Annotated in this window: 20 protein-coding genes and 2 pseudogenes; 17 read left to right on the forward strand and 5 right to left on the reverse strand. The window is 35.3% G+C overall.

Features of this window, described 5'->3' with window-relative positions; all coding sequences use genetic code 11:
• Positions 1-36 precede the first annotated feature (36 nt).
• The 8 genes from LD272_RS03565 (at position 37) to LD272_RS03600 (ending at position 9,512) form a co-directional block, all read left to right on the forward strand.
• Positions 37-1,194 carry an ROK family transcriptional regulator gene (locus tag LD272_RS03565; RefSeq protein ID WP_226035216.1) on the forward strand — a complete coding sequence of 386 codons (1,158 nt, stop codon included), beginning with the start codon at positions 37-39 and terminating at the stop codon, positions 1,192-1,194.
• 15 nt (positions 1,195-1,209) lie between these two features.
• Complete coding sequence (locus tag LD272_RS03570; RefSeq protein ID WP_226035217.1) at positions 1,210-2,202, forward strand: asparaginase; 993 nt, start codon at positions 1,210-1,212, stop codon at positions 2,200-2,202.
• An 11-nt stretch (positions 2,203-2,213) separates the two neighbouring features.
• Positions 2,214-3,557: an ABC transporter substrate-binding protein gene (locus tag LD272_RS03575; protein ID WP_226035218.1), complete on the forward strand. Its 1,344-nt coding sequence runs from the start codon at positions 2,214-2,216 to the stop codon at positions 3,555-3,557.
• Positions 3,558-3,637: 80 nt separating this feature from the next.
• The gene (locus tag LD272_RS03580) at positions 3,638-4,525 is read left to right on the forward strand and encodes a carbohydrate ABC transporter permease (protein ID WP_226035219.1); all 888 of its coding nucleotides are present in this window, start codon (positions 3,638-3,640) and stop codon (positions 4,523-4,525) included.
• A gap of 25 nt (positions 4,526-4,550) precedes the next feature.
• Positions 4,551-5,363 carry a carbohydrate ABC transporter permease gene (locus LD272_RS03585; protein ID WP_226035220.1) on the forward strand — a complete coding sequence of 271 codons (813 nt, stop codon included), beginning with the start codon at positions 4,551-4,553 and terminating at the stop codon, positions 5,361-5,363.
• Positions 5,364-5,387: 24 nt separating this feature from the next.
• Entirely contained in the window at positions 5,388-7,391 is a 2,004-nt protein-coding gene (locus tag LD272_RS03590) for an alpha-amylase family protein (protein ID WP_226035221.1), read from the forward strand.
• Between the two features lie 38 nt (positions 7,392-7,429).
• A complete protein-coding gene (locus tag LD272_RS03595; protein WP_226035222.1) occupies positions 7,430-8,812 on the forward strand; it encodes a M17 family metallopeptidase in 1,383 nt (460 codons plus the stop codon).
• A complete protein-coding gene (locus LD272_RS03600) occupies positions 8,802-9,512 on the forward strand; it encodes a copper homeostasis protein CutC (RefSeq protein WP_226035223.1) in 711 nt (236 codons plus the stop codon). Before LD272_RS03595 ends, LD272_RS03600 begins: the two co-directional genes overlap by 11 nt.
• 480 nt (positions 9,513-9,992) lie before the next feature.
• Here the strand turns inward: LD272_RS03600 and LD272_RS21720 are convergent.
• Together LD272_RS21720 and LD272_RS03620 are read right to left on the reverse strand one after the other, a co-directional pair.
• Positions 9,993-11,265: pseudogene (locus tag LD272_RS21720) on the reverse strand (ISLre2 family transposase).
• An 81-nt stretch (positions 11,266-11,346) separates the two neighbouring features.
• Entirely contained in the window at positions 11,347-12,108 is a 762-nt protein-coding gene (locus tag LD272_RS03620) for an SDR family oxidoreductase (RefSeq protein ID WP_226035225.1), read from the reverse strand.
• 143 nt (positions 12,109-12,251) lie between these two features.
• Here LD272_RS03620 and LD272_RS03625 point away from each other — a divergent pair, with 143 nt between their 5' ends.
• The 3 genes and pseudogenes from LD272_RS03625 to LD272_RS03635 all read left to right on the forward strand — a co-directional run bounded on the left by LD272_RS03625 (position 12,252) and on the right by LD272_RS03635 (position 14,851).
• Positions 12,252-12,806 (forward strand): TetR/AcrR family transcriptional regulator, encoded by a 555-nt coding sequence (locus LD272_RS03625; RefSeq protein WP_226035226.1) that lies wholly within the window; start codon positions 12,252-12,254, stop codon positions 12,804-12,806.
• Between the two features lie 441 nt (positions 12,807-13,247).
• Positions 13,248-13,999: pseudogene (locus LD272_RS03630) on the forward strand (RNA-guided endonuclease TnpB family protein); the annotation flags it as partial.
• 378 nt (positions 14,000-14,377) lie between these two features.
• Positions 14,378-14,851: a hypothetical protein gene (locus LD272_RS03635; RefSeq protein WP_226035227.1), complete on the forward strand. Its 474-nt coding sequence runs from the start codon at positions 14,378-14,380 to the stop codon at positions 14,849-14,851.
• Positions 14,852-15,273: 422 nt separating this feature from the next.
• Here the strand turns inward: LD272_RS03635 and LD272_RS03640 are convergent, their stop codons facing one another.
• On the reverse strand, positions 15,274-16,185 hold the full coding sequence (locus LD272_RS03640; RefSeq protein ID WP_226035228.1) for a cupin domain-containing protein: 912 nt from the start codon (positions 16,183-16,185) through the stop codon (positions 15,274-15,276).
• Between the two features lie 369 nt (positions 16,186-16,554).
• On the opposite strand from LD272_RS03640, the gene sppA reads away from it, so the two are divergent.
• The 3 genes from sppA (at position 16,555) to LD272_RS03655 (ending at position 19,255) form a co-directional block, all read left to right on the forward strand.
• Complete coding sequence (gene sppA, locus LD272_RS03645) at positions 16,555-17,556, forward strand: signal peptide peptidase SppA (RefSeq protein WP_226035229.1); 1,002 nt, start codon at positions 16,555-16,557, stop codon at positions 17,554-17,556.
• 12 nt (positions 17,557-17,568) lie between these two features.
• A complete protein-coding gene (locus tag LD272_RS03650) occupies positions 17,569-18,033 on the forward strand; it encodes an RDD family protein (protein WP_226035230.1) in 465 nt (154 codons plus the stop codon).
• Positions 18,034-18,151: 118 nt separating this feature from the next.
• Positions 18,152-19,255: an NADH:flavin oxidoreductase gene (locus LD272_RS03655; protein WP_226035231.1), complete on the forward strand. Its 1,104-nt coding sequence runs from the start codon at positions 18,152-18,154 to the stop codon at positions 19,253-19,255.
• Between the two features lie 84 nt (positions 19,256-19,339).
• Here the strand turns inward: LD272_RS03655 and LD272_RS03660 are convergent, their stop codons facing one another.
• Together LD272_RS03660 and LD272_RS03665 are read right to left on the reverse strand one after the other, a co-directional pair.
• Positions 19,340-19,642, reverse strand: coding sequence for a hypothetical protein (locus LD272_RS03660; protein ID WP_226035232.1), 303 nt, complete (start codon positions 19,640-19,642; stop codon positions 19,340-19,342).
• Positions 19,643-19,786: 144 nt separating this feature from the next.
• On the reverse strand, positions 19,787-20,059 hold the full coding sequence (locus LD272_RS03665) for a DUF1292 domain-containing protein (RefSeq protein WP_226035233.1): 273 nt from the start codon (positions 20,057-20,059) through the stop codon (positions 19,787-19,789).
• 189 nt (positions 20,060-20,248) lie between these two features.
• Here LD272_RS03665 and LD272_RS03670 point away from each other — a divergent pair, with 189 nt between their 5' ends.
• The 3 genes from LD272_RS03670 (at position 20,249) to LD272_RS03680 (ending at position 21,792) form a co-directional block, all read left to right on the forward strand.
• Positions 20,249-20,800 (forward strand): DNA-3-methyladenine glycosylase I, encoded by a 552-nt coding sequence (locus tag LD272_RS03670; protein WP_226035234.1) that lies wholly within the window; start codon positions 20,249-20,251, stop codon positions 20,798-20,800.
• A 339-nt stretch (positions 20,801-21,139) separates the two neighbouring features.
• Positions 21,140-21,337 carry a helix-turn-helix transcriptional regulator gene (locus LD272_RS03675; RefSeq protein WP_226035235.1) on the forward strand — a complete coding sequence of 66 codons (198 nt, stop codon included), beginning with the start codon at positions 21,140-21,142 and terminating at the stop codon, positions 21,335-21,337.
• Positions 21,337-21,792 carry a DUF3278 domain-containing protein gene (locus tag LD272_RS03680; protein WP_226035236.1) on the forward strand — a complete coding sequence of 152 codons (456 nt, stop codon included), beginning with the start codon at positions 21,337-21,339 and terminating at the stop codon, positions 21,790-21,792. Before LD272_RS03675 ends, LD272_RS03680 begins: the two co-directional genes overlap by 1 nt.
• Positions 21,793-21,927 lie beyond the last annotated feature (135 nt).

Below are 21,927 nucleotides of genomic sequence, written 5' to 3' on the forward strand. Positions count from 1 at the left end.
TATTTAGTGACATGGTGTTAATAAGGTGGTTAATAAATGCATATAAAAAATCAGGAAACGTTAAAGAAAGAGAATCAAAGTTTGGTGTTAGAGCTTATACTAAGCGAATCGCCGATTTCGCGCGCTGAAATAGCTAAAAGAACTAAAATGAGTCCTACGTCGGCTTCTCGAATTGTTGCATCACTGAAAGAATTAGGACTGATTAGAGAAGTGAGCCTTAGTAGTGATGGGTTGGGACGAAAAGCACTTTACTTTATTCCAGATGAAATGTCTGTCATTTCAATCGGTGCAGAGATAACACCGCATGATGTACATATTGGTTTTGTTGGTTTTAAAGGCAAGTTGATTGTAAAGGAAACAGTGAAATACAGTGATAACGATCCGCATGCGATGGCAAATCTATTATATCAAACAGTCGAAGATATGATTCACTCTAATGGATTAGGTAATAAAAAAATCGTTGGGATGTGTGTAGGGCTACCAGGCTTAATTGAACATAAAGTTGGCAATGTTAGGTTATCGGCTCAATTTGATTGGCATGATGTACCTTTGGCTAAGATTTTTAGTGAAAAATTCGGCTTTGGGATATCTATTGATAATGCATTAAAACTAAGAGCATTTGCTGAGTACAACCTGGATGAAGAGTTAGTTAATAAGAATATGGCAATGATTGGCTTTGGAACAGGTGTTGGATCAGCTTTAGTATTTGATGGGGAAATCTATCGTGGTGAAAACAACTTTTCTGGTGAAATTGGACATTCTATAGTAGATCCGTATGGCATTGCATGTACATGTGGGAATATTGGTTGCTTGCAAACGTACATTTCAGAGCGGTTTTTGTTAGATGAAGCTTCAAAGTGTAGTGACATTACTACGATGGATGAGTTAGTTGAAGCGTACCTGGGTGAAGAAAAGTGGGCTGTTAATATTCTTAATAAAGCAATTACTTATGCCGCAATTACAATAAACAATGTTATTTGTGTAAATAATCCTAATGCGGTTGTGTTGTCTGGTAAATTCATTGTCAATTATTCAGTGATTCGTGAGAAAATCATAGCTAAATATCAGGAACTACTTTGGTCACCGATTGAAAACACCTTTGACTTGAAGGTAACTAGGCTAGGTTCTGAAGGAACTATTCTTGGTGCAGCTTTAAGCGTACAACGTTATTTTGTGAAAAATTTAGATGTCTAGTAAGGAGGATAATAATTGACTAATCCAATAATTGCAAAAGAATTTAGAAATGGATACTTAGAGAATACACACCATGGGATTATATGTGTGATCGATGAGAATAAAGATGTTATCTATTCAAAAGGATCTATGGACCAATCTGTCTTCTATCGATCAGCATTGAAACCTATCCAAGCAATTCCGATATTTTCTACTGATATTGTAAAAAAATATCAACTGACCGAAGAAGAGAGCGCTTTATTCGCTGCATCACAGAGAGGCGAAGTTTATCATGAAAAAGCATTAATTAGTCTAGTTGAAAAATTAGGAATTCAAGAAGATTCCCTTATATGTAATCAAAGCTATCCCTTAAATGAGCAACCGAAAGAACAATATATTGCTGATCATAAATGTAAAAGAAAGTTACTTCATAATTGTGCTGGTAAGCATCTGGGATTCTTGGCGTATGCCAGAGAAAGCGGTTACAGTATGGAGGATTATTATGATCCATCCCATCCTCTACAACAAGAAATTTTAAACCACGTTGCTATGTTAGCGGAAATTCCTGTTGAACAAGTTGTTACTGGGATTGATGGGTGCGGTGTCCCTGTCCATGCTGTGCCAATAAGGGAGATGGCTAAATCGTATCTAAAATTCGCTGTCCCTGATTTAATCGAAGATGTAAGTTTGAAGGACGCGGTAGAAAAGGTTGCCCATGTTATGAATCAGCAACCAAATATCATTGCATCCCATCATTTTATCTGTTCTGCACTACTTAAGGATAATAACATTATTGCCAAGGGGGGTGCTCAAGGTGTTTACTGCTTAGCATTGAAGAAAGAAAAAATCAGTATCGCTCTAAAAGTGTTAAGTGGGACTGAAAATTTATGGCCTTTACTAGTTGCAGAACTATTAGTAATGCTGAATTATAGCAACCAGAATACTATTGAGAGATTACTTGAAATTAAGTCTCTTAATATCACAAATGACAATGGAAAAGTTATAGGGAATACAAAGATATATTTATAGGAGGGGTTAATTTGAAAAAAATTTTGTTTTTAGCACTCTTGTTAGGATTGTTTTTGGTAGGTTGTTCTGGTGCTGATGATACGAATGGTGAAGTTAGTGAAGACAGTAATGATATAAATAATGAAGATAGTGATAATGAAGATGTTGAAATTCGTTTATTGACACGAATGGCGGGATCGTCTACACAGGTGGAGATTTTCAATGACATTATTACAAAATTTGAGGAAGATCATCCTAATGTAACCGTAATTGATGAATCTCAAGGGGATGAATCGGCATTTAATAATAAATTAAAAGCTGACTTAGCATCGGGAACTGTAGCTAACATCTTTAGAATCCAGGGTGTTGCAGGACTAGGGGAATATATTGATAGTGGGATTCTAATGAATATGGATACAACCTTAGAAGAAAACTCAGAGTGGGCAGAGGGATTTACAGAGGGTGCATTAAAATATTATCAAGTTCCTGGTTATGAAGGGACATATGGTATCCCAATGGAATCTGGATTGATTGGATTGTATTATAATGAGGCATTGTTGAAAGAAGCAGGTATAAATGAGTTTCCGGAAACTTACAGTGATTTACTAGTTGCTATCGATAAACTAAATGCAAAGGAGATTACACCAATTTCTTTAGGTGCAGGTAGTAATTATATGGCTGGTCACTTGCATAATCAAATTTTTTATAAATGGTTAGGTACAGATGCTGCCAAAGCATTGGGAGTTAGAGATAAAAAGTGGACAGATGATGATGTTGTTGAAACTTTAGATGTCTTTCAAGAGTTAATAGATGTTGGGGCATTCGATCCTGATGCCGCTGGGTTAAATGATGAGATAGCATTAGCTGAATTTTTAGAAGGTAAAGCAGCGATGATTATTACGGGGCCGTGGAATATTAGTCGAATGTCTGATCCTGAGGAAACAGAATTCTCAGATAGTTATAAAGTAGCAAAGTTTCCGTATTTTGAGGAAAAACCAGAATTTAAAGATGAAGATATGCAAGTATTAAGTCCTTATATGGTGAACGGTCAGTTGGAAGGAAAGGAAAAAGAGTTAACGATTGAATTGTTGAAGGCGTTAACAAGTGCCGAGGCATCTAAACGATTTGCAGAGGAAGCTCAGTTCCTAATTCCAAGGACTGATTATGAAATTGATGAATCAACTGTGCCAGAATTATTCTTAACAAGTATGGAGCTTGGTTCAACTTCAACTGGGATAGCAGTTGATACATTTGACTTTGATCCGGTAGCTTCTATGCAAGATCGTACGAGAAACTCTATTGTAAGTTTATTTATTAATGCATCTCCGGAGGAAGCAGCTAAAGAAATACAAGCAGAAATTGATAAATCAGAATAATTAAATAGAAAAGTCTTTCCCATTTGGGATAAATAATCTAATGGGAAAGACGATTTTTTATAAAGTTAAGAGGGGATAAAATGTATGTAAAGCGTAAATCGGAAAGATTCAAAGTATTTTCTTTTGCCTTACCCGCCTTGTTGATTTACATCATTTTTTTAGTTATTCCAATAGTAGGTGCTGTTTATTTTTCATTAGTAGAGTGGAATGGAATCAAGGGTTCACCGCTCGAATTCGTAGGTTTACAAAACTATTTTGATGTCATTGCTGATCCTGATTTTAGGATTTCTTTAATGAACTTATTAAGTTTAGTATTTTTTAGTGTGCTTTTTCATACACCTATTGCTTTATTATTAGCTGTATCATTAAATACTAAGTTTAAAGGGTATCGTTTTTTTAAAGTAATTTACTTTGTACCAACTATTTTCCCACTAACAGCCATAGGGTTATTATGGTATTTCATATTCATGCCAAACGGATCACTAAATAGTTTTCTAGATTTAATTGGATTATCAGAATTTGCAACAGGATGGTTAATTAATCCTTCTACAGCGATGGGAACGGTCATCTTTGTAAATATATGGGCTGGTATAGGGTATTACATGGTTATTTTATTAGCAGGTTTAACCACAATTCCAGACGAATTATACGAGGCAGCAAAAATAGATGGTGCAACGCCTGTGAAACAATTTCTTCACATCACTATCCCAATGTTGAAACCGATTATTACTCTGTGTATCCTAATGGATATCATTGGTACCGTAAAGGTATTTGACCTAATCTTTGTTATGACTGAGGGTGGTCCTAATGGTCTAACTAATCTTCCGACTACACTCATGTATTATGAAGCTTTTAGGTATAATAACTTTGGTTTTGGTAGTGCTATTGGAGTTATTATTCTCCTTATTGCCCTTGTATTAACCATTGGTAGTGAATCCATTATGAATCGTAAACGAAAATCTGAGTAGTTTCTGTAGGAGGAGGTAGAAAAGGGTGAATAAAAAAGTATTACTTATCTTCACCATCGTAATGGCTTTGGTGTTTATTGGTCCAATGTTGTTTACTATTATTTCATCTTTAAAAGAAAATCGTGAAATTTTCAGTTCACCATTTAGCTTGCCAGAAGTGTTCAAATTTGAGAACTATGTATTTGCATGGAAAGAAGCCAATATGGGGAGATACATACTAAATAGTATTATTATTTCATCATCTACTGTTATCGTAGCAGCATTAGTAGGTTCTATGGCTTCTTTTGTTATTGCTAGATTTAATTTTAAGATTAATAAATATTTACTATTGTTCTTTTTACTAGGAATGATGATACCGATGCATTCAGTTTTAGTTCCAGTCGCATACGTAATAGGAGTCTTAGGGCTAAAAAATAATTTAGTTGCATTAGTTTTAATATATGTTGCATTCTTACTGCCCTTTACGATCATTGTTCTTACTAGATTTATGAAAAGTGTTAGTCCATCACTAGAAGAAGCTGCAATTATGGACGGAGCTTCTTATTTTCAAGTGTACTATAAAATCATGTTACCAATGACGGTACCTGCGATATCAACTGTGTCTATTTTTAATTTTCTTGCATCATGGAATGATATTTTATTTCCATTAATGTTTATTAATGATGATCGACTAAAGCCTGTAGCTCTAGGATTATTAAATTTCAGTGGAGAAAGAGCCTCTGAATATGGTCCTTTGATGGCTGCAATTACAATCGTTATATTAATTCCGTTAATCGTCTATTTATTGTTCCAAGAAAAGGTAGAGAGTGGCTTGGCTGCTGGTTCTGTGAAAGGCTAATTTAATTTATAGGGGATGAAGATTTTGAGTAATGTAAGCTATCGACAAGTACATTTAGATTTTCATACAAGCGAATATATTCCAGATGTTGCTAATGGGTTTGATGGGGAGGAGTTTGCTGAAACCTTGTTAGCAGCATATGTGGATTCGGTGACTTGCTTTGCAAGATGTCACCATGGATGGCTTTATTATCCTTCCAAAAATAGACCCGACTTAATCCATCCAAATATAAAAAATAGAGAGTTATTGTTAGAACAAATAAATGCTTGCCATCAAAAAGATATCAAAGTTCCTATTTACACAACGGTTCAGTGGGATGCTTATATAGCTAGAGAATTCCCCGAATGGCTCTCAATCGATGAGAGTGGTAAGTATATTAATACACAAAATGTACCAGAGCCACATTTCTATTATACTATCTGTTTGAATAGTGATTATAGAACTTATTTTAAAGAGCATCTTCAAGACATTATTGATGTAGTAGAAATTAATAATATTGATGGATTCTTTTTGGACATTTTATTCGAAGTAGATTGTCATTGTGATCGGTGTATAAACAAAATGCAAGAGCTAGACTTTAATGTCAATTCTCTAAATGAGCGTATGAAGTATGCTACTTACATGCTTAATGAGTTTAAAAAGGAGATTAGTGAATTTATTAAAGAAAGGGTTCCGCATGCTGGAATCTTTTACAATAGCTCGCATGTAGGCCCAAAAATTAAACCAAGCCTGAACGATTATACTCATCTTGAATTAGAATCACTTCCGAGTGGGGGATGGGGATATGATCATTTTCCGTCCACGGTACGTTATGCTAGGAAGCTGGGGAAAGAAATAATAGGGATGACAGGAAAATTTCACACTTATTGGGGTGATTTTCATTCCTTGAAAAATAAAGCGGCTTTAGAATTTGAGTGCTTCAACATGATTGCTTCAGGTGCTGGAAGTTCGATAGGGGATCAATTACACCCTAGTGGAAAGTTATCACCTGGCTCTTATCAACTGATAGGTTCTGTATATGAGCGTATCTCAAAGATGGAAGATTATTGTAGAGATTCTACATGTCTAACAGAGATTGCAGTTCTGACTCCTGAAGAACAAACAATGGAAAAAGGAGGAAACTTAGGGGTTGATCCTTCGTTAATTGGTGCGGTAAGACTATTACAAGAACTATCCTATCAATTTGATATTATTGATAGCAATATGGTTTTTGAAGATTATAAATTAATCATTTTACCGGATCATATTCAATATTCGAAGGAGTTAGAAAATAAGTTGCTTCAATACACATCAAGTGGAGGTAAGGTAATCGCTACTCATAAATCTTTAGCAAAGGACAATGAAAGCGAAAATAAGCTTTTTGGTATAAATTGGCTCGGTGAATCCTATTTTGATCGAGAATTTGTTTTGCCAAATGAAACTATTGGTAAGAATTTACATCCTGAAGAATACGTCATGTATAAAAAGGGGTCTAAAGTGGAAGCAACAAAAGCAGACGTACTTATGCATTCAGTACAACCTTATTTTAACCGTGAAGGGAAAACTTTCTGTTCCCATCAGCATTCACCGTCTTCCAAGCAACTTGGTCACCCTGCTGTAACTATGTTAGATCAAGTGATTTATTTCTCCCATCCAATATTTGATATTTATCGAAAAAATGCACCTTTTTGGTGTAAAGCAATGTTAAATGATGCAATAAAAATGGTATTAGATAAAAAATTGGTTGAACATAATGGACCAGCAACTTTAATAACTTCTTTGCAAGTAAATGAAAATAGAAATGCGAAAATGGTGCATCTATTGCACTACATTACTGAAAAGAAATCAGAGGATATTTATACAATTGAGGAAACAATACCTCTGTATCATTTAGATTTGAAAGTTCATGTAGGTGATATGACAGTGACACAATTAAAGTCTATCCCTACTACAAAAAAGATAGATTTTGACCAAAAGGGAGAGTATGTGACGTTTCAAATAGATAAACTAGATGGTCATATGCTAGTAGTTATGGAAGGAGAAAACTAGTGCCATAACTATAAATAGTGTGAAACGAAGGTGTAATAATGGAATCTAGCATTGTTTTTATAAAAGATGCAAAAGAAGCTACTAGCTGGTATTTGGTAGAAGATCAAGTTCTCTTTGGCGAAATATCACAAGTACAACTAAATGAAAAGTCATACTTACTGGTTGGTATAAAGCAAGAACAATTTACTGAAGATATTATTCGACATCTAGCTGGTAATATTAGAAAGAAGTTGAATAAAAATGTTTTTAATAGAGTATATATTGACTTTCATCAGCTGTTTAATTCTATATCTAATTTGTCCACGGATAGAATATTATTACTATTTTTCGAGGGGTGGTTTCTCTCGGGTTATCAATTCGCAAAATTCAAGTCGAAAAAACCACAACAAAATATAGAACTGGTTTTTGATCAAAAGTTTAATCACCATGCAGAGACAGCTCTTCGGCGGGCAGAATCTGTTTGTGTTGCTAGGGACCTTTGTAACGAACCGGCAAACCAGTTGACACCAGATTTGTATGCGAATAAGTTAGAAGAATTATTTGAAGGTAGCAAGGTGAATGTGTCATTCATTAAGGGTAAGGACCTAACTGACAGAGGATTTCACGCCACACAAAAGGTGGGTAAAGGAAGTATTAATAAACCGATTGTAGCTTTGCTTTCATTGCAAAATGGAAGTCAGAGGCATATTAGTTTAGTTGGAAAAGGAGTTACTTTTGATTCTGGTGGTACAAACACAAAACAAGCTTCTAATATCGTGGATATGAAAATGGATATGGGAGGATCTGCAGCAGTAGTCGGAGCGATGAAGCTGTTAAATGATCTAGATGTAAATGTAAATGTTACTACTATTATTCCAATAGTTACAAACGTATCAGGTGGGAAGGCGTATTTGCCATCTGATGTAATACAATACGCTAATGGTTTGACAGTTGAAGTAGGAAACACAGATGCCGAAGGCCGACTTATTTTGGCTGATGGCCTTCTTTATGCTCAGTCAATAGGCGCGGATACCATCATAGATATTGCTACACTGACAGGAACTATCGGTCAAGCGTTAGGCCTAAAGTATGCAGGTTTGTTTTGTAACAAAATGGAAGACTTTGGAGTCTATCATAAAATAGGAGAGCAATCGGGCGATCCTGTCTGGCCCATGCCATTAGAGAAAGATTACCAAATGTATTTGGAAAGTGAAACAGCGGATATTAGTAACGTTGGAAGTTGTAAGTTTGGAGGTGCAATTATAGCTGCTCAGTTTTTAAGTAATTTTATTGATAATCATAAAAAATGGATTCACATTGATATGGCTAATACAGTTAAAGCCTATAAGCTAAGTGGATACTACACTGCCGGTGCCACTGGCTTTGGTGTAAGGTTAATAGTGGATTTGATACAGAAGGAAGTTGAACAATATGTATATTGAAGTAATCGTGCAAAATAAAAAAGAGGCAATGGAAGCAGAGGCATTAGGAGTAGACCGGTTAGAATTAGTTTCTCAAATTGACAAGGATGGATTAACACCTAGCGTGGATACAGTGAAAAGTGTTTTAGAAAGCGTATCGATTCCTGTGCAAGTTATGATTAGACCTCGTGATTATAGTTTTTGTTATTCTTGTGCAGAAGAACGCCTTATATTAGAACAAATTAAGCAAATGATAGAAGTGGGAGGATCAAATTTTGTTTTTGGTGCTTTAAATAAAAATGGTACGATTAATGAACGATTAGTAGAAGAGGTAATTTCGATATCTAATGAAATTAGTTTTACTTTTCATCGAGCATTTGATTACGTTAGTTCAATAGAAGAAGCTTACAAAACATTAGTACCATATAAATCATTTGTAAAACGAATTTTAACCTCTGGTGGTGAGGTTGATTGTATAAAAGGCAAAAATTATTTGAGACAACTTGTAGAGCTTTCACAAATTAATAATGGTCCTATTATTATGCCAGGTTCTGGGCTGACCGAAAATAACATACAAGAAATTCATCATGTAGTTGGTGCAAGAGAATATCATTTTGGAAAGAGTGTAAGAGTTGGCCAATCATACTTTAACGGATTCAACAAGAAGGTTATACAGAATATAAAAATGTACGGTGAAGAACCAAAACAATGTATGCTTTAATGGGAAATTATACACTATAACTATTTTGCAATTGATATACTTTTTGAAAAATATTTATCGTCTTAAATAATTATATTGTTATTTATGACAAATTATAATTTCAACTTCTATAGTGTGCATACAGAACATTACGTAATTCCGCGACGAATCAAGCAATATGCACCCTGAAATATTGAACCTTTTCAAATTTGACTATGTGTAAAATATTTCTCGAGGTTATATGAATCTATTTTCTAGCAAAAAAAGAAAAGGCACTCTATCATAAAATGTATGCTTTGACCGGCAAGTACATTTAAGAAAGAGGCCTTCTCATGGAAAAGATTATATCAAATTTATATGAATTAATAAAGGATACAAGCAACTTTGTATGCGTCAAGTTTTTCTCGATGTAGTTATAATGCCAATATTTATGGCACTCTATTTTTGTACACCTTCTTTCTACCGCGCTTACGCTTGTTGGCTAGTAAGTAGTTATCAGTATTATCGTAAACTCTTCAACAGTTGTCCTCTTGCAGTTGAGTGGGCAACGTATAAGCTAATCGATCCTTGTTTTGTCCCAATGGATGGACGTGTAGGCTGACGTAGAATTTGCACCAACCTCACTGTCTGCTTTACGATACGATGTTTCCTTTCGCTTCTTTTTTGATGCTTAAGATACACATTGCGTAACGTCCCATTTAAAATGCCCTGGATAATCTTTACCATCTTCTCCGCCTGCTTCACTCCAATGCATCCCTCTTTTTTTCATACGGAAGGAGACATGGCGTTGGTTGGACTCCATCGCGCCTAAACTTCGGGCATCTTTAGGTGGATTCTCAACTTTTTCTCCAATCAAAGATACGTTCCCAGTTATTTTCGATATACGCGCGAAAAACATCTAGTTTTTCCATGCTTTTTTGATCATCAAGCAATTCTTAACGGTGTCTATCCAAAGCTTGAAATTGCTTTGGTTATGTTCTTTCAGGGCTTTTTTTATACCATCTTTACATTCGCTTTTCCCTCCACCGAAAGCACGATTTAACGCCTGTGAAACGTAATAGGGGCCAATTGATTTAGTACTGGGTACTCCGACTGCGAGAATGCTTCTTGAAACCTCTCGGCCGTATATCCAGAACCACCATCACTATTACTAACGACTTGTGTACCTTCTAACGAGTATTGGTGGGCTGTAAAGGCTTGAACCTCTTTCCAAAATTCAGAAGTTAGCTGTGTTGTCATAATAACTTTTGGATCCCATAGGGAGACACGTTTTCCGTTCTTATCCCAACCTTCATGTATAATCGCGTGACGAACCTCTAGGCTTTTTTTCTTTTGTGTTCCCCGTACAAATATACCATCTACCTCGGCATATAAGAAGTCTACTTCCCCAATTCAACCACCATATCTTCAACAGCTTGTGCCTGATCCCCACTGCTGTCCATTTTTTAAGACCCGTGCTGTTTCACGATAGCCGTTTCACTAGCCATTTCCGCCACCTTCACTTCAATCAAGAGCTGTGGCGTTGGTGCTTTTGTAATCCCAGCCACTCATCAAAAGGATGCCTGCAGTTCCCACTTTTATCTCTCATCGAGGTGTGACGGAAAGTCACACCCTCAAAGGTTAATTGAACCGATTTATCGTTATCTCTTACTGCTGCCCAACCCTCTTTTTGGTTCTGAACTTTTATCACTTGATCCAGTTGCGTAAATACACTTCCTAACAGAGAAGCAAACACATCATGCATATACGCATTAACGTTTTCTTCTAATTCAATAAAGTTACTTAATGTTTTATATTTTTAGAGACGTAAAAACCCCAGTTCACTGTGAACTGGGGTTTAGGTTAGTAATATTTATTAAAATGCTGCAGTCCAACCGGCATCTGCAGTTAGTACTGTACCATTAACAAAGCTTGACTCATCGGATGCTAAGAATAAGGCAACTTGTGCAATTTCTTCGGATTTACCCGTGCGAGGCATGACACCCTGAACTGCTTTAAGACGACTAGCACCAAATTCATTCACTTTTGTCATTGAAGAGGCAATATTTGTTTCAACACCACCTGGTGCAATCGCATTGCAACGAATTCCTTCGTTGGCATACATGAAACCAGTATTTTTAGTCATACCAACCACTGCGTGTTTTGATGCTCCATAGGCAACACCGGCATGTGCACCGTTTAGTCCCCCGGTTGAAGCCGTATTAACGATCACACCTTTTCCTTTTTCTAAGAAGATAGGTATTGCTTTACGCATAGCGCGCATAACACCTTTTGTGTTGATATCAAATAATAAATCCCATTTTTTATCACCAATGTCACCAACAGGTTCAAATCCATCCATGATGCCGGCATTATTAACTAGAATATCTAATGTTCCATATTCATTTACGGCTGTATCAATCATATTCTCGATTTCTTCTTGTTTTGCAACATTTACTTGCACTGCTTTAGCTACTCCGCTGTTATCAGTGATTCCTTTTACTACTGATTCAGCACCTTCGATGTTAAGGTCAGCAACTACAACTTTCGCACCTTCTGTAGCATACAATTCTGCAATCGCTTTACCCATTCCAGATGCAGCACCTGTAACAACGGCTACTTTTCCTTCTAATCTCATAAGTAATTACCTCCTAATTTTTAATGAATAGCTGTATAATACAAGTATATTACTAATGAACAATCTCTTTCAATCAGCAAAAAAATAGAAATTGTTTCTTATAGTACAAATAATAGAAATTTGTTTAGTAAGAGGTGAAAAAGGTGAGAGAAACTGATTTAAGGGTGATAAAAACGAAAGATGTTTTAAAGGAAGCTTTGATGCTTCTACTGAAGGAAAAAACGTTGAATTCGATTTCCATTACTGAAATTTGTAAAATCGCAAAAGTTAATCGGGGAACTTTTTATTCTCATTATGGACAAGTAGAGAATTTGTTTGAAGAATATTCTAATGACATTATGAAAGATTTAACTGATTCTTATCTCGCACCATATAAACATGTGCATACTCTACAGCCTAGTAAATTGAACCCTGCCACTATCCGGTTATTTCATCATATAGAAAAGTATGAAGAGTTTTACAGAGTTGTATTTTCCGAATCTGTTCCTTTATCTTATTATTATTTGTTATTTGATCACATCCAAACATTAATGAAAAATGACATAGACCTTCATGGAAAAACTAATATCGATACAACGTTGCAAAGTGCGTATCAAGCAAATGCGATTCTTGGTGTAGTGATTGAATGGTACAGACAAGATTTTCGTCATAGTGCTACAGAGTTGAATGAACTTCTTGTACGTATTTTGAACTTTTAATATCGAACTGAACGCTTATTTTTACTACAGTAATTTTAATAGTTTTTTTATTCGATTTTACGAGAATTAGAAAGCAAAAGATATGATAATAGAATGAAATGAAAAGGTGAGTTATTTATTAGAAGAAATCAAAAAAAGTAAAACATACTACTTGATTAAATTAAGATATTATTTTGTTGTCGGAGGAAATATATGAGACGGATTTCAATAAATTTTTTAATATGTTTCTCAGCTTTATTTATTATTAATTTAATTTTTAATGCAATTTTCAAACCTGACTTGGATATTATAACTGCGTTCTCGACCGCATTAGGAGTTTCCTCGGGATATATTTTTATAGGGCATTTTGTAAGTGAAAAATTGGAGGGAAAGTAATATTACAAAAAACAAAACAAAGAACCACGTTTTAAATCAAAAAAGAATCCTGTTCAATCTTACACAACGAAATGTGTAAATGGCAATATTGCTGTCTTGGATAAACATATTAAATTACCAAAACTAGGATTTGTTCGTTTTGCAAAAAGTCGAGAAGTCGAAGGTCGAATCATGAATGCAACAATCAGACGTAACCCTTCGGGTAAATACTTCATTTCCATTTTAGCTGAAACAGAAGTTGAATCTTTTGAAAAGACAGGTTCATCCGTTGGAATTGATATTGGGTTGAAGGAATTTGCTACTCTTTCAGATGGAATGGTATATAGAAATCCAAAATTCTTCCGCACGTTAGAAGAAAAGTTAACAAAAGACCAACGTATTCTTTCAAGGCGACAACTTGGTTCTTCTAATTGGAAAAAACAAAAAACAAAAGTCGCCGACTTCACGAAAAGATTGCTAATGCAAGAAAAGATATGTTAGATAAAATCTCTACCGAGATTGTCAAAAATCACGACATCATCGGAATCGAAGATTTGTCTGTCAAAAACATGTTGAAGAATCACAATTTAGCAAAAGTCATTAGTGAAGTATCGTGGTCGCAATTTCGAACAATGTTGGAATACAAAGCAAACTGGTACGGAAAACAAATCGTGCCTGTAGCTAAAAACTTTCCAAGTAGTCAACTTTGTTCCAATTGTGGTCATAGACACAAAGACGTTAAAAATCTTGCCTTACGTGAATGGTCATGCCCAATGTGTAAGAGTCATCACGAAAGGGATATTAACGCAAGTATCAATGTTCGTAATGAAGCGTTATGATTAACCGCAGGAACTGCGGGGATAGCCTAATCCATAACTAACCGATAGGTTGGTGTTCTTAGGAATCCCCCACTTCAAGCAACCCGTAAGGGTGGTAAGTGGCGGGTAGTTCAATTGCTCTATTCCAAGCGAACCAAGAACAATTTATGAAAATAACAAATAAAGTTGCTTAAACTATCATAAAATGGCACTGAAACCATTAATCAGTTTGTAGAACTACATACATTACACAGTCAAAAAGTAAAGCTACGCTTGATGACCTAAGATGCTATTCTTTAAGAAGAGTTCTCGCTTGTTGTGCTAAAGTAGCAGAATAAATAAGTAACGAAGGAGATACAATAAGCTAGAATAAATTCTTTTGAATAAGGGGTTATTAATATGTCAATGAAAAATCAGTGGATACTTAATAGTGTAATAATAATACTCTCGGCGCTTACAATGCCTGTGTTAGGATGGCGTTCTATAAAGAGATTTTTACCAGCTTCTATCCTTGCTATACTATTATGTGGTTTGGATCTTCAAATTGGAAAACATCGAAATTGGTGGTCTTTTTATAATAAGCCAAAGTCCTTTATACAAAATGAATTTCCTTTTCTCATTGGTCCAATGTTTGCGATGTCTTTATGGACATTAAACTGGGCATATGGAAATTTTAAAAAGTTTATTATGTTAAGTGCTATTGGACAAGCAATTTTTGCATATCCAATTACAAGGTTATTTACAAAATTAAAACTCTATAAATTAGTTCAATTAAATGAATTTCAATTCTTTCTATATTTCTTTTACAAGGCTTTTTTCTTATATGGATTTCAATACCTCTTTGAAAAATACAAAAAATCTATTGCTTATTAAAGTAAAGGGTAACTTATATTTAGTTGAATAAGACGATAAAAAAACAGAACGGTTGGATATTAAAACTAAGTTTTTTGTGCTTTTTACTGTAATTTATGGTTCTAAACATAAAGTGTTTTATTAAGTTATTTCACTGCATTTTCTCTACCGTATCGGAACTCCCTTATTGTGGTACCTCGGGCTTAGTAATTTACTAGCATAAATCCCGGGGTTTTGTCGAATTCCTTCCTACTTAAGCTCATGTGTTATGATCATCATAGAATAGAGCTGCTCCGAAATCAAAAGGAATAGCAATCCTTTACCAACATTATCGGGAAAACTTCATGTAGATGCCGAATTGGCCATTTACAGAAATAAAAGGGTCAGTACCGTCCTTGTCAGCGGTAACTGACCTTTTTTATGAATGATACTAAAAGTCTATATTAATGGTCGTGCTCTTCTTCAGCGGCCATTGCTATTTCTTTTGTTTCATGAACAGTACCAAATGGATGCTGTGGTGGGGCATAAATAGAATAAAGTTTGATCGGTTCATTTCCCGTATTGGTTAAATTGTGCCATTTTCCAGCCGGTATGATAATCGCATAATTATCATATACTTTTTCTTTGAAAGTTAAATTATCTTTACTGTCGCCCATTTGTACAAGGCCCTGACCTTGATCAATACGTATAAATTGATCAAGATTCGGATGTGTTTCTAAACCGATGTCTCCTCCAACCTTAATACTCATCAAGGTCACTTGTAAATGATCTCCTGTCCATAAAGCGGTACGGTAATTCTTATTTTGTTTAGCAGCCTTTTCAATATTAACGACAAATGGGTCTGCTCCATAATCTCTTAGTTCAATTACTTCTTGCTTTTTTAAAAAGCCAAACCGATTTGCATGCTCTTTTTCCGCAGTTAAAACACGTGAAAAAACATCACTAACTAGAGGATGTTGTACATGTAAAACTGGACTAAATCGATCTTCCTCATAAGCATTTATTTCCCTGTCATAAGCTTTTTGTATCCCTTCTTGGTACGTTTGGAATGCAACTTTATCGATGTGGTAGACAGGCTGTCTGCCAGTAAGGTTGATAAAAAGATCGGTAAATTGTTTTACATGAACCTGTTTGTCTTCTAATGTTTGAAGAATAGTACTCTTATGCTCTTGTGGCGCTATATTTGCTAAACGACTATAAAAATCAATTGCTGAAGCTTCTTTATTTAAGCGAGCAAGAATAGCATTTATGATTTGTTGGCTGTTTTCCTGACTATTTCTTGCCATAATGTCTGACTGATAAATTGATGCGTTAGCGTAATAAGGGTATGGATAGGTGTTATAATTGTAATACATTCGTTAAACTCATTCCTTTCATAGGTTATAAAGATATCATATGCCTATTATTAAAGAATGTACGGATATCAGATTAGATTTTTTAAGCTGGTAACATAAAAAAACAGTGTATAAATGTGGCACTCAAGCGCTATGGTAAGCATTTGAATAGATTTTATATTTTTGTGTAAAGCTTTCTTATATATATCCTTGTTTTTAACCTGAATGCGATAAGTTCGAAAACTAAACTTATATAATGTATTATTTAAACAAATGAGTCAATTCATAATTATAATATCAAGCCATATTCCAACTATATGTTGTGTCCTAATGGCGGTAAATAGGTATTATGAAATTGATGAAATAGTAGAAAAAATGGAGGATATACATATGAACAAAAAACGTTGGGTGGCACTAATTGTTGCTGCAGGTCTATTATTTGCTTCACTAGGCTTTCAGTTCATAACAAGTTTGGTCACTTATGACTTTGAATCGATGTTTAATTTACAAGAAAATGATAATAAATTCGATGAAAAGGTAATCAAGAAAGGCTCAGGTACGAACAAAATTGCAGTCATTCACTTGAATGGGGTTATTCAAAACACAACTCCAAGTACGTTGATTAATACGAATTCCTATAATCATGACCGATTTTTGGACATGCTGGATGAAGCTGGAGAAGATAAAAACGTCAACGGGATTATATTACGCGTTAACACACCTGGTGGAGGTGTAGTGGAAAGCGCGGAGATTCATGATAAAATCGTAGAAATCAAACAAGAATATAATAAGCCGATCTATGTGTCGATGGGCAATACTGCAGCATCAGGAGGATATTATATCGCTGCTCCTGCCGATAAGATTTTTGCTCATAACGGGACACTAACTGGTTCAATCGGTGTTATTATGGAAAGCTTTAATTTTGCTGAATTTGCCGATGAATATGGGATAGACTTCAACACAATTAAGAGTGGTGAGTATAAAGATATCATGTCGATGTCACGTGAGATGACAGATGATGAACGGGAAATTTTACAGACGATGATCGATGACATGTATGCTGACTTTGTCCAGGTAATTGTTGACGGTCGAGAAATGTCTGAGGATCGTGTGCGCGAATTGGGCGATGGTCGAGTATATACCGGGTCACAGGCACAGGAGAAAGATCTTGTCGATGAACTTGGTTCGTTGGATGATGCAATTACTATGATGAAGGAAGAGCAAGAACTGGGTAATGCACAAGTAATTGAATACGAACAAGGCTTCAATATGGATCAACTACTCGGTGGAACGATGACAACAATGTTTGGCTCAGAACCAGATTTAGTTGGTATTAAAGATTTACTTAGACAAAACAATGCGCCACGTGCAATGTATTTATATTCTAAATAAGGGGGTGTCGTTATGAGTGAAGAACAAGTAGAGTATGCTCAAGTGCCAACTACGGATAGAAGATATGCCGGATTTTGGATGCGATTCTGGGCGTATTTGGCTGACTTGATTATCGTATTTAGTATAAACGGCATCCTGTTTATCCCATTTAAATTTATTAATGATGGCGTCAGTATGGATATTGGATTTTGGACTGTCACCGGGATTCTTGGTTCTGCTTTTTTCTATCTATACTTTTTGTTAATGACGAAAAGCTTTAACCAGACATTAGGAAAAATGATCTTTGGCTTAAAAGTAATACGTGAGGATGCAGCACCATTGCAATGGAGTGATCTTCTTTTCAGAGAAGTAGTCGGGAGATTCATTCAGCGTGTGTTTTTTATAACAGGAGTGTTGTATATTGTTGTTGCCTTTACTGCACAAAAACAAGGGATTCATGATATGATTGGGAGCACGCGCGTTGTGTTTGATGATTAATAGAATAATAAGTTGACGAACAGTGCCTGGCTCTGTTCGTTTTTTTAAGCAGATGTCTTTTCTTTTTTGATGAATTTTGACACAATTCTTAGTGCATCAAGAAAGAGGAGGACATACATTGACAAATAAAAACACAACTACTTTACCGTTATTTAAAGCATTTGAGAGTGATAAATTATCATTAATTAATCGTACCGTTATGGCGCCCATGACGCGTGGGTTCTCACCAGCTGGAGTGCCAGGGGAAGATGTGGCAGCCTATTACAGACGCAGAGCTGAAAATGGAGTAGGCTTAATTGTGACAGAAGGTACAGGGATCAATCATCCGTCTTCTGTTTCAGGTGCTAGTATTCCTGTTTTTTATGGCGAAGAATCATTAAACGGCTGGGCTCAAGTGGTAAAGGAAGTTCATAAGGTTGGCGGGAAAATTGTTCCTCAACTTTGGCACGTGGGGATGACCCGGAAAAAGGGAGACCTCCCAAATCAAGAAGCATTACCTGTTGGACCGTCAGGACTAGAATTATCCGGTGAGAAAGTAACGGAGCCAATGACCGAAGATGAGGTTGCTGATATTGTAGCAGCTTTTGGTCAAGCAGCAGCTGATGCAAAACGGATAGGTTTTGACGGAATTGAGATTCACGGTGCACATGGTTACTTAATAGATCAGTTTCTATTTAAAGATACAAATCAGCGCACCGATCGTTATGGCGGAGATATCGTTGGCAGGACACGATTTGCCGTTGAGATAATAGAAGCCTGTCGCCGTGAAGTTGGTCCTGATTTTCCAATTATCTTCCGTTATTCTCAGTGGAAAATGAGTGACTATAAAGCAAAACTAGCTAAAACGCCGAACGAACTAGAAAGTTTGCTACAACCTTTAGTTGAAGCAGGAGTGGATATTTTTCACTGTTCTACTCGTCGTTTCTGGGAGCCGGAATTTGAAGGTTCTGATTTAAACTTGGCAGGCTGGACAAAAAAACTGACAGGTAAGCCTGTGATTTCTGTCGGTTCTGTTGGACTAGACGGGGAATTCACAAGCTTTGCTAGTGCGAAGAAAACTAGTCTTGATGGTCTTACTGAAAAACTAGCAAATGATGAGTTTGACCTAGTTGCAATCGGCCGTTCTCTATTAATGGATCCGGAGTGGGTAAAGAAAGTACGCGACAACAGGGAAGATGATTTACTTCCTTTCAATAAAGAAGCGCTTCAAACGCTATACTAGTTTTTGGTGAAAATATATTTAAATGGTGCCATTCTATCCTTGGACAAAAGTCCATTTATAGTCGATGGCACCATTTTTTAGCTATTAACCGTTTCCGTTTTTGGCATCATTATATGGTTCTTCGTGTTCTTTCCCCTCTTCATCATGTGTGGGATGTGCGCCATCTTCTTGTCTCGGTAAGTCTTCGTGAAGGTTGCGATTTTCGTATGTGAAATTACTATAATAGTGTTGTCCATCTTTCCATGGTGTATCTTTATTTTCTACTGGAACATTTTTTCCTCTAGGAGAACCAAACGGTCCTTCTGGATATTCCTCGGAAGTAAGAAAGGTTCGCTGTGTTTCTACATTTGAAAAATCTGTGTATTTGTCATCTTTTTTAGGGCTCATTTTTACACCTCTAATAATCAATAGTTTATTGTTAGTGTAAACAATGTCGTGAAAACTATGTAGGATCTATTTTTAATCAAAAATAAAAGGCGCGAGCCGGTTTGTTACCAGTCCTCACGCCTTAAATGTTTTTCATTATTTTTATTAGTCTTCCTCAACTTCTAAAAGTGCGTCAAATGCCTTAGATACTTTATTAAATTCTTGGTCAGACTCAACAGCGGTTAAATCACCATCATCATCAAGTTTGAGGAAAAAGATATCTATATCTTCTTCACTTTCCTCTTGTACATCTTCAATAAAGCTGACAGCTACATAGTCGGTTCCTTCTAATGTAACCTTTGCTAACACTTCAACGGTATGTTCTTCTTGTTTCTCATCACTAATTGTAAAAACTTCGCCAACTTCAATTTCATCCATTTTATAATCCTCCTCATACTCGTACATAGTCTAATGGTAACATTCTTTTATTATGTTTTCTTTAAAAATGAAAAATAATGCAGAAGCTGCTTAACTTTTAATTCTTTTGCCATTTTAGAAAAATAATGTTAGCACCTATTCTGTCCTTTCCCTTCTGTCATTTGATATAATTCAAATGAGGTGATTAGAATGGAACGATGTGACTGGGTAAATGATGATCCGTTATATATCGACTATCATGATAACGAATGGGGAATTCCGGAATTTGATGACCAAAAGTTGTTTGAACTTATCCTACTAGAAGGTGCTCAAGCAGGCCTTAGTTGGTACACGGTGCTAAAAAAAAGGGAACATTACCGCGTTGTGTTTGATCGTTTTAATCCAGAAAAAATTGCAACATACGATGAAAATAAAAAAGAAGAATTGTTAAGCGATCCAGGAATTATCCGAAATAAGTTAAAAGTAAATGCTGCGATAACAAATGCTCATGCCTATTTGAAAATAAAAGCAGAAAAGGGTAGTTTCTCGAATTACATATGGAGCTTTGTCGATGGGAAACCAATTAAAAACAATTGGGAAAGTATAAGTGAAGTGCCTGCAACAACGGAGATAAGTAATCAAATGAGCAAGGACTTAAAAAAGAAAGGATTTAAGTTTGTTGGACCAACAATTTGTTATGCTTTCATGCAAGCAAGTGGACTGGTAGATGACCATATTAAATCATGCTTTTGTCATAAATAGTGCATAAGACCTGGATAATCAGAGGGGAGGTTTCAGAAAAACTAGAAGAAGAAATGCGGGGTTAAGTTGCTGATCTTTAATGTTTAGTAGTTCAATTTTGGGTGGTGCGATTTTTGAAAAACAATCCGAAAAGAACTACTGTTTTGTTGTGTCTTCATTGCTAAAAGCGTAGGTATTATATGTATTCATCGATAGTTAAAGGTAGTATTTGAAAAGGGATATATAAATATTTATTGGAGAATTTTGTTAGAAGAATAAATTTAGTTGATTTTTTTAAAAATACAATGTAATATATAACTTGCATATGTAATATATATATTGCGAGGTGTAGATGAATGTATGAAAAATAATGTGAAAATAACACGAATAAAATTGTCAATAACCCAACAACGTCTAGCACAAAGAGTAGGAGTGACTAGACAGACAATTGGGCTGATTGAGAAAGGAGAATATAACCCTAGTCTTCAACTTTGTGTTTCAATAGCAAAAGAGCTTAATAAAACGTTAGACGAATTATTTTGGGAGGTGGAGTTGTAATGAAATCTTGGATATCCTTTCTATTACCAAATGACGAATATAAGGAAAAAAGGATGTTGTATTTTTTCGCGGAAGGGGGAATAATACTTTTCCTTTCTCTTATTATAATGATAATCTGTAACGGTTTTTTTAATCTAGATATAGAAACCGCGCTATTAGTATCCATTGGAATATTTCTCTTTTATGTTTCAGGAAGGTATATAATTTCGGGCATTGAGTATACAGATATTGCAACAGAACATACTTACAAGAAAGAGATAAAGCATATATTTAGTAGAACGTGTAGTTTCGTAGTTATTTTTATGTTGTTATACTTAATGGTTGATGGTGTACCAAGCAATAAAGATGAATGGATCACAATTATAGGATTATTATTAAGTGTTAGCTTACTTTGGTTTTTCACTAGTTATCTTTCATTAAAGCGTTCTTATAATAAAAATAAGCAATTGTTATAATTAGAACTTGGTATCTTTCCAAGTTCTTTTGTTTTTTATTTAAATGAATATCGCAATGAAATCACTAGAATTTCGTTAGTGTTATCGTAAGGGCAATTTAATATAACACGAGTACAATATATATCTCGGTTTTGT

This window comes from Aquibacillus saliphilus, assembly GCF_020404745.1.
Classification (GTDB): Bacteria; Bacillota; Bacilli; order Bacillales; family Amphibacillaceae; genus Aquibacillus; species Aquibacillus saliphilus.